The sequence below is a fragment of the Rhodophyticola sp. SM2404 genome (assembly GCF_053570515.1).
Window position 1 is genome coordinate 132,835 of record NZ_JBSEDL010000003.1, and the last position, 12,433, is coordinate 145,267.

Consider the following 12,433-nt stretch of genomic DNA (forward strand, 5'->3'; position numbering starts at 1 on the left):
ACACCCATGTCCGAGGCCGAGATTCTGCTGGAGGTCCATCGCGGCCCCTTCAATGAAAGCCAACATCGCGGACATGCGGTTATTTGGGATGCGGGCGGCGATATTGTTGCAGCTTGGGGCGACCCTGAAAAAGTGATCCTGCCGCGCTCATCCAGCAAGATGTTGCAAGCTTTGCCCTTGGTGGAAAGCGGCGCGGCCGATCATTTTGGCCTGACCGAGGCACAATTGGCCTTTGCCTGCGCCTCGCATCAGGGCGCGCATGTGCATACCGATATGGTTGATGCATGGCTAGCCGATCTTGGCCTGACTGAGACCGATCTGCGCTGTGGGCCACAAGAACCCAATGATATCGAAGCGCGCAATGATCTGATTTGTGGTCATCACCACCCCGATCAACGGCATAATAACTGCTCGGGGAAGCATTGCGGTTTCCTGACATTGAACAAACATCTGGGTGGCGGTTCCGAATATATCGAGGTGGATCATGCCGTCCAAAAAGCCGCAAAAGCCGCTTTTGAGGAACTGACCGAAGAAACCAGCCCCGGATACGGGATTGATGGCTGCTCGGCTCCGAATTTCGCCAGCACAGTTTCGGGCCTCGCCCGCGCCATGGCCAGCTATGCAGCGGCGAGCGAGACAGGCTCGGCCCGCGAAAAAGCCATGTACCGCCTGACCCACGCAATGGCGGCGCATCCCGTTTTGGTTGCGGGCGAAGGGCGCGCCTGCACCAATTTGATGCGTGCGATGGAAGGGCGCGTAACGGTCAAAACAGGCGCGGAGGCCGTGTTTGTGGCAATCATTCCCGAAAAGAAACTGGGGATCGCCCTAAAGATAGAAGATGGCACAACCCGCGCAGCCGAAGCCACGATTACCCAGCTTTTGATCGGTGCAGGCGTGTTGGAGGCCAACCACCCTGTGGCCAAATCCCTGACACAAGGCCCGATAACCAATCGTCGCGCCGTGGTGACTGGGGAATATGTGACCGCACAAAGCCTCAGGGATTGGTCCCTTTAATCCCCCTCAAGCGGGGCATTCAGGCCCAACTCCTCAGGGGCCAGCTCCAGAATTGCGGCGGAAATCTTCGCCTTGGCCAGCGGTTTCGTGATGTATCGATCAATGCCCGAAGCCAAAATCCGTGCCTCATCCTCGGCCATGGCATGGGCCGTCATCGCAATGATGGGCACGCGGTCAAGCCCGTGTTCAAGCTCGTATGCGCGGATATCGCCTGATGCTTCTAGCCCGCCCTTGATCGGCATGGAGATATCCGTGAAGACCAGATCAGGCGGCGCGTCTTTATAGGCCGCAACCAGTTCGGCCCCGTTATTGGTCAGGGTCAGCTCAAGATCAAAACCAAGCGTCTTCAAAAGCCGCTGAAAGACCAGCCTGTTGGTCTTGTTATCCTCCGCCGCAAGCAATTGCAATTTTCGGGCAGGAACAGGTTCGCCCTCTGCGCTCGGCTCGGGTGCAATGGGCTCAGACCCCTCCAACCCAAGCGGAAGCGTAAAGCCGAAAACGGAACCACGACCCAGTTCCGAAGTGACCCAAATATTCCCGCCCATCATTTCGACCAAGCGCTGCGAGATTGCCAAGCCCAAGCCTGTACCTTCAAAATTTCGGTTGGCCTGATCTTCAACCTGATTGAACTCACCGAAAATAAGGGCCTGTTTCTCAGGCGCGATCCCGATGCCTGTATCCTCAATGGTAAAGCTCGCACCAAGCGTGCCATCTGCCGCTGGCTTTGCGGTGAGGCTGACCAGAACCTGACCCTCAGCGGTGAATTTCAGCGCATTGCCGATGAGGTTTGTCAGCACCTGCCGCACCCGTCCCGCATCGCCGATCAGGCTCGACGGCAGGCCGTTTTGCACCTTTTGGCGCAACTCGATCGGCTTGCCTTCGATGCTTGGCCTGAGAAGGTTGATCACCTCTTCCAGCAATTGGCGCAGATCAAATGGTGCGGGATGGATCACAAGGCGTTCTGCCTCGATCTTGGAGTAATCAAGCACGTCATTGATAATGCTCAGCAATGCCTCGCCCGAATTGCGAATGGTCTGTGCATAAAGGCGCTGATCCTCATCCAGCGGGCCGTCCAGCATCAGATCAGCCATGCCGACCACCCCGTTCATCGGCGTTCGGATTTCATGGCTCATATTGGCAAGGAAGGCCGATTTCGCGCGGCTGGCGACCTCAGCCTTTTGGCGGGCATCTTTCAACTTTGCCTCGCGCCTTATGGTATCGGTGATGTTGAGCGAGAGCGAAACAGTATCCCCCTCGGGCGTGCGCGTATCAACCAAGCGGATATAGGCACCATTCCACAATCGAAGCGTTCTTTCAGGGATCGGGTCGGCCTCCCAACGGGCGATCATGGCATCGATCCAGTCATCCCCCATGACCCCGTCCAGATCGACAACGCCTTCATCAACCGCCAATCGCAAAACCGCCTCATAGCTGGCGCCGGGCGCGACATCATCAAGCCCGTCAAACACACCCAAAAAGGCTGTGTTGGCCGCCACCATCCGCCAATCGCTGTCAAAAATCGCAAATCCGTCTTCGATAGAGGTAATCGAATCCCACAAACGCCTTTCGGCAATGACGGCCTTTTCGGTGGCGACTTCCAGTTTGGCGGCCGTTTGGGTGGCTTGCCCAAGCAAGGCGGCGTTTTCTTCGCGCTGCTCGATGACCTGATCACTCAGGCTATCGGCATGTTCGGCCAGTTTCCTGTTGGCGGCGTAAAGTTCCTCGGATTTTTGCGCAAGCAAACGTTCAGCCTGAAGCCGAGCGCGGCGTTCCTGCGCCAACCTGTCATCAAATCTCAGCCCTGACATTGCGCCTGTCTGCCCTGAACCAACCAGTCAGTGCAGAGCATCCCAGATCAGGGTGAAGATGGCCTTAATGCCCGTTTAAATGGCGCGTCAGGGGCGCTCAATCGCAAGGGCAATCCCCTGACCACCGCCGATACACATGGTGATCAAGGCGCGTTTGCCACCGATCCGCTCCAGCTCATACAGGGCTTTTACGGTGATAATCGCCCCTGTCGCCCCCACTGGGTGGCCAAGCGCAATCGCACCTCCATTCGGGTTCACACGCGCAGGATCAAGCGAAAGGCCCTTATTCACGGCCAAAGCCTGCGCGGCAAAGGCCTCATTCGATTCGATCACATCGAAATCACTGATCTGCAAACCGATCCGCGCCAAAAGCGTCTCGACCGCAGGCACAGGCCCGATGCCCATAACCTCAGGGCGCACGCCCGCATGCGCATAGCCAAGAATACGCGCGCGCGGCACAAGGCCCGCGCGATCAGCAGCCTCTCCGCGTGCCAGAACTAGCGCCGCCGCCCCATCATTAATGCCCGAGGCATTGCCCGCCGTCACTGTCCCGTCCTTCTGAAACACGGTGCGCAAGCCTGCCAAAGCCTCCATGGTGGTGGCTTTGGGATGCTCATCGGTGTCAAAGGGCACCATATCACGCTTTACCTTCACATCGATTGGCGTGATCTGCTCCTTGAAACGCCCCTCGGCGATCGCCTTGGCGGCGCGCGTCTGGCTTTCCAGCGCAAAGGCATCTTGGGCGGCGCGCGTAATCTCATGCTCGGCGGCGACATTTTCAGCCGTGACACCCATATGCCCCGTGCCGAAGGGGCAGTTCAACGCACCCAGCATCATATCCTGCGCGGCTGCATCCCCCATCTTCTGGCCCCATCTCGCAGCAGGCATGACATAGGGGGCGCGGCTCATGCTTTCAGCGCCTGCTGCCACGCCAAAATCGGCATCGCCCATGGCAAGGGATTGCACAATCGAGACGATGGCCTGCGCGCCCGACCCGCAGAGCCTGTTCACATTCATCGCAGGGGTGGTGTCGGGAATACCAGCCCCCATCGCTGCCACCCGCGACAGATACATATCGCGCGGCTCGGTATTGATGACATGGCCAAAGGCAACATGACCGATCTGGGCGGGCTCAACGCCTGCGCGTTCCAGCGCGGATTTGGTGACATGCGCGCCAAGATCAATCAGCGCAATCCCTGAAAGTGCCCCTCCAAAACCACCGATTGCAGTCCGTGTTCCGGAAAGAATGACGATATCATCCATGGGGTAGCCCTCGCTCAAATCCACTCGTTTCGTCGTTTGAAGCTTAGGGGGGCGGCTCTGTCCAGTTTTACGTCACGGCGAGGCGCGTCTTGCAGACACAAAAAAAACCCCAGCGCTCAGGCTGGGGTTTTTCTTTTCTCGAATTGCTCGCTTAGTCTTAGGCAGCATCAAAGCTGAGGGGGCGAACCTGCTGGAAAAGCCCCGTTGCCTTGAGCGCATCGAGCGCAGCCGTGCTTGGCTGTTCATCGAGATAGAGAAGCGCAATCGCCTCCTTACCTTTCGAGGAGCGGCCAAGGGTGAAGTTCGCGATATTCACGCCCTGCTCGCCAAGCGTTTTACCCAAAGTACCGATGATGCCAGGCACGTCTTCATTGGTGGTGTAGAGCATGTTCTCACCAACCTCGGCATCGATATTAATGCCTTTGATCTGGATAAAGCGCGGCTTGCCATCCGAGAATACCGTTCCCGCGATCGAACGCTTTTTCTTGGCGGTTTTCACATGCAAACGGATATAGCCGTCAAAAGCACCTGTCTTGTCTTGCGTGACGGTGCTCAACTCAATCCCGCGCTCCTTGGCGATTACGGGGGCAGAGACCATGTTCACATCAGGATTGGTGGATTTCATGACACCCGCAATCGCGGCACAGTTCAGCGCCTTGAGGTTCATATCCTTGACCAGACCATTATAGGTCACCTCGATGGAGGTGATCGCCTCTTCGGTCAATTGACCCACAAAGGCACCAAGGTTTTCCGCCAGTTTGACCCAAGGCCCCATGATCCGCGCTTCCTCGGCGCTGACTGAGGGCATGTTCAAAGCGTTGGTTACAGCGCCTGTCATCAGGTAATCCGACATCTGCTCGGCCACCTGAAGCGCCACGTTTTCCTGTGCCTCGGTTGTGGCAGCCCCCAGATGCGGGGTGACAACAACATTGGGCAGGTTGAACAAGGGGTTCTCGGTTGCGGGTTCTTCCTTGAACACGTCAAAGGCCGCGCCTGCGATATGGCCGTCCTTGATCAGATCGGCCAAGGCTTGCTCATCCACCAGACCACCGCGCGCACAATTGACGATGCGAACGCCTTTTTTGGTTTTCGCAAGGTTTTCACGGCTCAGGATATTGGCGGTCTTTTCGGTGAAGGGAACATGCAAGGTGATGAAGTCGGCGCGTTCCAGCAATTCATCCAACTCGACCTTGGTCACACCGATCTGGGTGGCGCGCTCTTCCGAGAGGAAGGGATCATAGGCCACGACCTTCATCTTCAGGCCAAGCGCGCGGTTGCACACGATGCCACCGATATTGCCCGCGCCGATCACGCCGAGGGTTTTATTGGTCAACTCGACGCCCATGAAACGCGATTTTTCCCATTTGCCCGCATGGGTCGAGGCGTTCGCCTCAGGGATTTGGCGCGCAACCGCAAACATCATCGCAATCGCATGTTCAGCCGTGGTGATCGAATTGCCGAAGGGGGTGTTCATCACAATGATGCCCTTCTTCGACGCCTCGGGGATATCGACATTATCGACACCAATGCCTGCGCGACCAATGACCTTGAGGTTGGTGGCGGCTGCAATGATCTTTTCGGTCACTTTGGTGGCCGAGCGGATCGCGAGACCATCATACTGGCCAATCACTTCGAGCAGCTTGTCTTTATCTTTGCCGATGGAGGGGTCGAAGGTGACGTCAATGCCACGATCTTTGAAAATCTGGACGGCGGTTTCCGAAAGCTTGTCGGATACGAGAACTTTGGGGGCCATGTCAGGCGCTCCTATAATTGGTGCCGCGCGTTTTGCATGCGGCGGGATGTAAGTATTTGTGAAGCAAAGATGGGATCAGGCCGTGTCGGCCAAAGCCTCGATCTCGGTATGGAAAGCCCAATCCAGCCAAGGCAGCATCGCTGCGATATCGGATGTTTCGACAGTGGCCCCGCACCAGATGCGAAGACCTGCAGGCGCGTCACGGTAAGCACCGATATCAAGCGCGATACCTTCCGCCTCAAGCCGTTTGGCGACCGCTTTGGCGAAAACTGCGCCATCGGTGATCCGGTTATCGGTGAATTTGAGGCAGACGCTGGTATTCGAGCGTGTCGCGTCATCTTCAGCGAGGTTGGCGATCCAGTCGCGGGCATCGCAGAAATCAAAGATGGCCTGCGCATTGGCATCGGCACGCGCCATCAAGGCGGGCAGGCCGCCGATGGATTTGGCCCATTCCAGACCAATCAGGTAATCCTCAACCGCCAGCATGGACGGCGTGTTGATCGTCTCACCCTTGAAGATGCCTTCGATCAATTTTCCACCCTTGGTCATGCGGAAGATCTTGGGCAGGGGCCAAGCGGGAGTGTAGCTTTCCAGCCGTTCAACAGCGCGGGGGCTGAGGATGATCATGCCATGGGCCGCCTCGCCGCCCATAACCTTCTGCCAAGAGAAGGTGGTGACATCGAGCTTGTCCCAAGGCAGATCCTGCGCGAATGCAGCTGAGGTTGCATCGCAGATTGTCAGGCCCTCGCGATCCGCAGGGATCGCATCGCCATTGGAAACACGCACGCCCGAGGTTGTGCCATTCCATGTGAAGACGACATCGGTGTTGAAGTCGATTTTGGCGAGATCCACGATCTGGCCGTAGTCAGCCGTCATGACCTGCGCGTCGAGCTTGAGCTGTTTGACAACATCGGTCACCCAACCAGCACCGAAGCTTTCCCAAGCGACCATCGTGCAAGGCCGTGCACCCAAAAGCGACCACATCGCCATTTCAACAGCGCCCGTATCCGAAGCTGGCACAATGCCGATGCGATAATCGGCAGGAACGCCCAGAATGGCGCGGGTTTCTTCGATGGCGTCTTTAAGTTTGGTTTTCCCGACAGCTGCACGATGCGAGCGACCAAGCGCTGCATCAGCCAGTTTATCCAAAGACCAGACGGGGGGTTTGGCACAGGGGCCAGACGAAAAACGCGGATTAGCCGGCCGCGTGGCCGGAGCAGAAATTGCCATTTGTGATACCCTCACAGATATGAGCCCCTCGTTGGGGAGGGGTGTCCCACCGCCGCAGATACGGGCTGGCGCATCATGGCGCAAGTCGGAAAATGGGGAAGGACTGTCGCAAGCAGGAAAAAGACCTGCCCTCTGTTTACGATCGGAAACTGTGCTCAGCCCCCGCCCAGCAGCAGCGTGGTCAGGGGCCCATCAGCCGTTTCCAAGCCTTCAATCACGTTGAAATGGTGCAGGCCTTTCAGGTGAAGCGCTGCTGTATCTGCACCCAGACCCGTCCAGATATTGGCCAGAAGATCGGTTTGCCTGAGGAATTCGGGCCGCTCAGCCCCACCAACCACGGCGGTCATTCGGGTACCTTTGCGCGGGGTCAATAGCGCGACGCTTTCTGCGCTTGCCTCCTCAGTATCAAGGCGCAGTGAATCTCGCATCGTGGTGCCCAGCAGCGGGCGAAGATCATGCACGCCCGAGATTGAAAGGACATGCATGATCCGATCCGCCACATGTTTTGGCAGAGCATCCTCACAGATCATGCGCGTGGCCAAATGCCCACCAGCCGAATGGCCTGTGATATGGATCGGGCCGCTGACATGATCTGCGGCGAGGCAAATGGCGCGCTCTACCTCATCCACAATCTGGGAAATCTGCGCTTCGGGGGCGAGGGTGTAATTGACCATGGCAACGGCTTGACCACGCGCCAAAGCACCAGCCGCAAGATGCGAGAAGTCACGGCATTGGAAGCGCAGCCAATAGCCACCGTGGATAATCACCGTCAGCCCTTGTGCGGCACCTTCAGCACCGAACAGGTCCAGAAACTGACGGGGGCCATCACCATATTGCAGGGTCTTGAAGGGATGTTTGGCACGAAAAGCCTCAGACTTTTCGGCCCATTCAAGCAGAAATCGGTCAGCCTCGGGAATATAGGCTGCATTCTGATAGGCATCATCGAAATCTGTAATCTGCATCCAAGCACCTCCCCGATGGGAAAGGGCTATCGATCGAACATGCGCATGGCAATATCAGCTTTTGCGAGTGACTCTCAATTGCATTGACTTTTTGAGAATTATTCTCATTATCAAGTCTTGGGTTTTCACAGGAGATATTCTGGAATGTTGCGCCTTTGGATTGCTACGATTGCCATACTGCTCAGCCTCTCTGCCGCCAGCCATGCGCAGGAGCGGCTTCAGGTTGTTGCGACCACGGGCATGATCGCGGATGCCGCGCGGCAGCTCGGCGGTGATCTAGTTGAAGTGCGCGCGCTGATGGGCGCGGGGGTTGACCCGCATGGCTACCGACAAACCCGCAGCGATATTGTCGCCATGACCCGCGCCGATCTGGTGCTTTGGCACGGCTTGTTTCTTGAGGCGCAAATGGAGGATTTCTTTGCAGATCTCGGGCGCAGCAGAAATGTGGTGGCCGTGGCCGATGCATTGCCGCGTGATCTGTTGCTTGGCCATGATGATTATCATGACCGTTTCGACCCCCATGTCTGGATGGACCCCGAGATTTGGGCCTTTGTTCTAGGAAACATTCGTGACGCCCTGATCGAAACAGCGCCAGAATATGCTGAGATGTTCCGCGCGAATACCGATGCGCATCTTGATCAAATTCAGGCTCTAAACAGCTATTCAGAGACTGTTTTAGTGAGCGTCCCAGAAGCCTCCCGCGTGCTGGTAACAGCCCATGATGCGTTCAAATATTTCGGGCGCGCCTATGGGTTCGAGGTTTTGGGCATCCAAGGCATCTCGACAGAAAGCGAAGCGGGTTTGGCGCAAATCTCGGCTCTGGTGAATACGCTGGTCGAACGGCAAATTGGCGCGGTTTTCGTCGAAAGCTCCGTTTCTGATCGCAATATTCGCGCGCTGATCGAAGGGGCCGCCGCACAAGGACATGAGGTGATCATCGGGGGTGAGCTGTATTCGGATGCTATGGGACCTGATGGCAGCTATGAAGGGACTTATCTCGGCATGATTGACCATAATGTAACGGTCATCAGCAGGGCCTTGGGCGGTGACGCACCCGAGCTTGGAATGACAGGTCAATTGAACGGGGCCATGTAGTGAAGAAGACATCCCATCTCAGTGTTTTGCAGGGCGAAACCAATGATGCTCTAGCCAAAAGCGCGCTGGCTGTGCGCGGGCTGACTGTTTCCTATGGGGAGAAACCTGCCGTCTTCTCGGTCGACATGACTGTGGAGGCTGGCTCCATGACGGCGATTGTCGGGCCGAATGGTGCGGGGAAATCAACCTTGCTCAAAGCGGTTCTTGGCGTGATCAACCCGCTCTCAGGGCAAACAACCGTTTATGGCCGCCCGCTTGAAATGGAACGCCACCGCATCGCCTATGTGCCCCAGCGGGCCAGTGTGGATTGGGATTTTCCAACAACCGTTGTTGATGTGGTCCTGATGGGGCTTTATCGCGAATTGGGCCTTCTTAAACTGGTGCGGGCGCGGCACAGGCAGGTCGCGACCGAGGCTTTGGAACGTGTCGGAATGGAAAGCTTTGCCGATCGCCAGATCGGGCAGCTTTCTGGTGGTCAGCAGCAACGCGTTTTTCTCGCCCGCGCCTTGGCGCAGGGGGCCGATATCTACCTTCTGGATGAACCTTTTGCAGGGGTCGATGCCGCGACCGAAAAAGCCATCATCGCGGTTCTGAAAACGCTGCAGTCGCAGGGCAAAACCGTTGTGGCCGTGCATCATGACCTTGCAACCGTCGAGACCTATTTCGACCATGTTTTCCTGATCAATCAACGCAAAATCGCCGAAGGCCCCGTAGCCGAGACCTTCACCGCGGATAATCTGCAATCCACATATGGCGGGCGGCTTGCAACAGCACAGCTCGACCGTTTGAGCGAGGTTGGATAACGGCCATGCTTTGGCAGGCCCTCACATTGCAGCTTGGCTATAACGCCACACTCGTCACGCTTGGGGCATTGCTGCTTGGGGTGGCGGCGGGCGGAACAGGGACGTTCTTGTTCTTGCGCAAACGTGCGCTGGTCTCGGATGCGATCAGCCATGCAACCCTTCCCGGCGTGGGTTTGGCCTTTCTGCTGATGGTCGCCCTCGGCGGCGACGGGCGCAATCTTGCAGGGCTTTTGCTTGGGTCGGCGATTACGGCATGGCTTGGGCTTTTGACCGTGCAATGGCTCAACAAACACACGCGCCTGTCTGAGGATTCAGCGATTGGCGCGGTTTTGAGCGTCTTTTTCGGCGCAGGTGTCGTGTTGTTGACCGTCATCCAAACCATGAGCCAAGGCCGCCAAGCTGGCCTTGATTCGCTGCTGTTGGGGTCAACGGCAGGTATGTTGTTCTCGGATGCCACGATGATTGCAGCGGGCGGCGCTGTGGTTCTGGCGCTGGCATTGCTGTTTCGGCGCCCCATGACGCTTGTGGCTTTTGATGCAAATTATGCGGCGGCCAACGGTCTAAATGTCAGCTGCATTGATCTTTTGACCATGGGACTGGTGCTGGCAGTGACGGTTGTTGGCCTGAAAATCGTGGGGCTGATTTTGATCGTGGCTTTGCTGATTATCCCACCTGTCACCGCCCGTTTCTGGACAGATCGGGCCGAGGAGGTCTGGCTGATCTCGGGCGCGATTGGCGGGGCGGCGGGCTATCTCGGGGCGGCGATCTCGGCGTCCGCGCCAAACCTGCCAACAGGGCCGATCATCGTGTTAGTGGCCTTTGCTCTCTTTACTGTCTCGCTGTTTTTCGCACCCGCGCGCGGCGCTCTGTCTTCCGTGCTGCGTCATCGCAGGTTCCAACGCCATGTGCATCGCCGCCAAGGCTTGCTGGCGCTGGCAAACGGCCTACCGATTTACGAGCGCTACACGATGCGGCTGTTGTCGCAAGAAGGCCTGATCCGCCCTGATGGAGTAGCCACGAAAACGGGCGAGAGGCAGGCGGCCTCGGCCATGCAAGATGAACACCGCTGGCGGCTTTTGCGCGAAATGCCTGCGCATGAAGACATTGCGGCGCGCTATGACGGCTTGTCAGGGCTTGAGACGATCCTGACCAAGGATCAATTGCGCGATCTCGACGCAAAACTGGCGGAGGGCAAAGCATGAGCGGTGCTGAATTCGTCCCGCTGTCACTCACACCAATGCTGATCGGGGTCTTTGCAGCCATTGCCTGCGCTTTGCCTGGGAATTTTCTTGTCCTGCGCAAACAGGCCTTGATCGGGGATGCGATCTCTCATGTGGTTTTGCCAGGAATTGTTGTGGCCTTTCTCGTGACAGGCAGCGTTGCGGCAGGCCCCATGATGCTTGGCGCTGCCGCGGCCGCTTTGGTGGCGGTTGTGCTGATCGAATTGATCCGTCGCCTTGGAAAGATCGAGACAGGCGCCGCGATGGGAGTGACCTTTACTGCGCTATTTGCAGGCGGCGTTTTGCTGCTTGAACGCAGCGATACAAGCCGCGTTCATCTTGATGTGGAACATGCGTTGATGGGCAATCTCGAAAGCCTGATCTGGCTGGATGCAACAGGGTGGCATTCCCTGTTGGACCCGCAGGCGCTGGCGGGTCTGCCGAATGAATTGCTTCGTATGGCAATCGTGCTGCTGTTCATCGTAACGCTGATGTTTGTTTTTTGGCGGCCACTGAAAATCGCCACGTTTGACGAGGGTTTTGCCCATGGTTTGGGTATTCCCACCAATGCCATAGGTCTTGGTTTGGTGATGACTGCCGCCATCGCCGCCGTGGCGGCTTTTGATGCTGTTGGCTCAATCATTGTGATCGCCATGTTCATCTGCCCAGCTGCTGCGGCGCGTCTGATGACCGACCATCTGAAAGCCCAAATTTGGTGGAGCGTGGGCTTCGCCACCCTGTCGGCGATCCTTGGCTATATCCTCGCAGGCTATGGCCCTTTGTGGATCGGTCGCAGTGATTCGGTGAGTGCCGCTGGCATGATCGCCACAGTCTCAGGCGTGATCCTTGCCCTTGCTGCATTGGCTGGACCCCGTCGAAAAGGGCTGACGGCCTAGGCGTTATTCGCTTTCCTCACAAAACTTGTCGCTCTGCACTCTTGAGCGGAGGCCATGAAAGGCGTATGCCGAATGGGCTTCGGTCTGGGCGTTTACGCGTCTGGTGAAAAGGGAACGCGGTGTGAAACCGCGACTGCCCCCGCAACTGTAAGCGGTGAGTGCGATCGGCATATGCCACTGCGGCCCATTCGGGCCACGGGAAGGCCCGATCAAACAATGACCCGCAAGTCAGGAGACCTGCCGAGGTGATCACCCTGTTCAGGGCGCGGAGGGCGTCATGGGCAACGGACCTGTCCGGCGTGGTGGCGACAATCACCGTCGACGGCAGGGGTATTCCCTCCGATGACCTATTCAAAACTTCGGTCTCATGACCAATCCATGTCTAGGGA

10 protein-coding genes and 1 riboswitch are annotated in these 12,433 nt (G+C 57.4%); of the genes, 5 read left to right on the forward strand and 5 right to left on the reverse strand.

Going from position 1 to position 12,433, the window contains the following annotated elements; all coding sequences use genetic code 11:
* Positions 1–6 precede the first annotated feature (6 nt).
* Positions 7–1,014 (forward strand): asparaginase, encoded by a 1,008-nt coding sequence (locus ACTYEO_RS05895; RefSeq protein ID WP_449322790.1) that lies wholly within the window; start codon positions 7–9, stop codon positions 1,012–1,014.
* Here ACTYEO_RS05895 and ACTYEO_RS05900 read toward each other — a convergent pair.
* The 5 genes from ACTYEO_RS05900 to ACTYEO_RS05920 all read right to left on the reverse strand — a co-directional run bounded on the left by ACTYEO_RS05900 (position 1,011) and on the right by ACTYEO_RS05920 (position 8,030).
* Positions 1,011–2,822 carry an ATP-binding protein gene (locus ACTYEO_RS05900; protein ID WP_449322791.1) on the reverse strand — a complete coding sequence of 604 codons (1,812 nt, stop codon included), beginning with the start codon at positions 2,820–2,822 and terminating at the stop codon, positions 1,011–1,013. The two genes, ACTYEO_RS05895 and ACTYEO_RS05900, sit on opposite strands and share 4 nt — an antisense overlap.
* An 87-nt stretch (positions 2,823–2,909) precedes the next feature.
* Positions 2,910–4,085: an acetyl-CoA C-acyltransferase family protein gene (locus tag ACTYEO_RS05905; protein ID WP_449322792.1), complete on the reverse strand. Its 1,176-nt coding sequence runs from the start codon at positions 4,083–4,085 to the stop codon at positions 2,910–2,912.
* A 157-nt stretch (positions 4,086–4,242) separates the two neighbouring features.
* Positions 4,243–5,838, reverse strand: a complete 1,596-nt coding sequence (gene serA, locus ACTYEO_RS05910) for a phosphoglycerate dehydrogenase (RefSeq protein ID WP_449322793.1) — start codon at positions 5,836–5,838, stop codon at positions 4,243–4,245.
* A 75-nt stretch (positions 5,839–5,913) separates the two neighbouring features.
* Entirely contained in the window at positions 5,914–7,068 is a 1,155-nt protein-coding gene (locus ACTYEO_RS05915; RefSeq protein WP_449322794.1) for a phosphoserine transaminase, read from the reverse strand.
* Between the two features lie 155 nt (positions 7,069–7,223).
* A complete protein-coding gene (locus tag ACTYEO_RS05920) occupies positions 7,224–8,030 on the reverse strand; it encodes an alpha/beta hydrolase (RefSeq protein ID WP_449322795.1) in 807 nt (268 codons plus the stop codon).
* 144 nt (positions 8,031–8,174) lie between these two features.
* Here ACTYEO_RS05920 and ACTYEO_RS05925 point away from each other — a divergent pair, with 144 nt between their 5' ends.
* Genes ACTYEO_RS05925 through ACTYEO_RS05940 form a run of 4 tightly spaced genes read left to right on the forward strand, consistent with a single transcriptional unit; the run spans position 8,175 to position 12,044 of the window.
* Positions 8,175–9,125, forward strand: coding sequence for a metal ABC transporter solute-binding protein, Zn/Mn family (locus ACTYEO_RS05925; protein WP_449322796.1), 951 nt, complete (start codon positions 8,175–8,177; stop codon positions 9,123–9,125).
* Positions 9,126–9,151: 26 nt separating this feature from the next.
* Positions 9,152–9,928, forward strand: a complete 777-nt coding sequence (locus ACTYEO_RS05930) for a metal ABC transporter ATP-binding protein (protein WP_449323003.1) — start codon at positions 9,152–9,154, stop codon at positions 9,926–9,928.
* Positions 9,929–9,933: 5 nt separating this feature from the next.
* Positions 9,934–11,130, forward strand: a complete 1,197-nt coding sequence (locus ACTYEO_RS05935; protein ID WP_449322797.1) for a metal ABC transporter permease — start codon at positions 9,934–9,936, stop codon at positions 11,128–11,130.
* Positions 11,127–12,044 (forward strand): metal ABC transporter permease, encoded by a 918-nt coding sequence (locus tag ACTYEO_RS05940; RefSeq protein ID WP_449322798.1) that lies wholly within the window; start codon positions 11,127–11,129, stop codon positions 12,042–12,044. Before ACTYEO_RS05935 ends, ACTYEO_RS05940 begins: the two co-directional genes overlap by 4 nt.
* 63 nt (positions 12,045–12,107) lie before the next feature.
* Positions 12,108–12,303, forward strand: a riboswitch (cobalamin riboswitch).
* The last annotated feature ends 130 nt before the right edge of the window (positions 12,304–12,433 follow it).

Coding starts and splice junctions, on each gene's coding strand:
- ACTYEO_RS05895 (WP_449322790.1), top strand. CDS start 7: ATGTCCGAGGCCGAGATTCTGCTGGAGGTCCATCGCGGCCCCTTCAAT.
- ACTYEO_RS05900 (WP_449322791.1), bottom strand. CDS start 2,822: ATGTCAGGGCTGAGATTTGATGACAGGTTGGCGCAGGAACGCCGCGCT.
- ACTYEO_RS05905 (WP_449322792.1), bottom strand. CDS start 4,085: ATGGATGATATCGTCATTCTTTCCGGAACACGGACTGCAATCGGTGGT.
- serA (WP_449322793.1), bottom strand. CDS start 5,838: ATGGCCCCCAAAGTTCTCGTATCCGACAAGCTTTCGGAAACCGCCGTC.
- ACTYEO_RS05915 (WP_449322794.1), bottom strand. CDS start 7,068: ATGGCAATTTCTGCTCCGGCCACGCGGCCGGCTAATCCGCGTTTTTCG.
- ACTYEO_RS05920 (WP_449322795.1), bottom strand. CDS start 8,030: ATGCAGATTACAGATTTCGATGATGCCTATCAGAATGCAGCCTATATT.
- ACTYEO_RS05925 (WP_449322796.1), top strand. CDS start 8,175: ATGTTGCGCCTTTGGATTGCTACGATTGCCATACTGCTCAGCCTCTCT.
- ACTYEO_RS05935 (WP_449322797.1), top strand. CDS start 9,934: ATGCTTTGGCAGGCCCTCACATTGCAGCTTGGCTATAACGCCACACTC.
- ACTYEO_RS05940 (WP_449322798.1), top strand. CDS start 11,127: ATGAGCGGTGCTGAATTCGTCCCGCTGTCACTCACACCAATGCTGATC.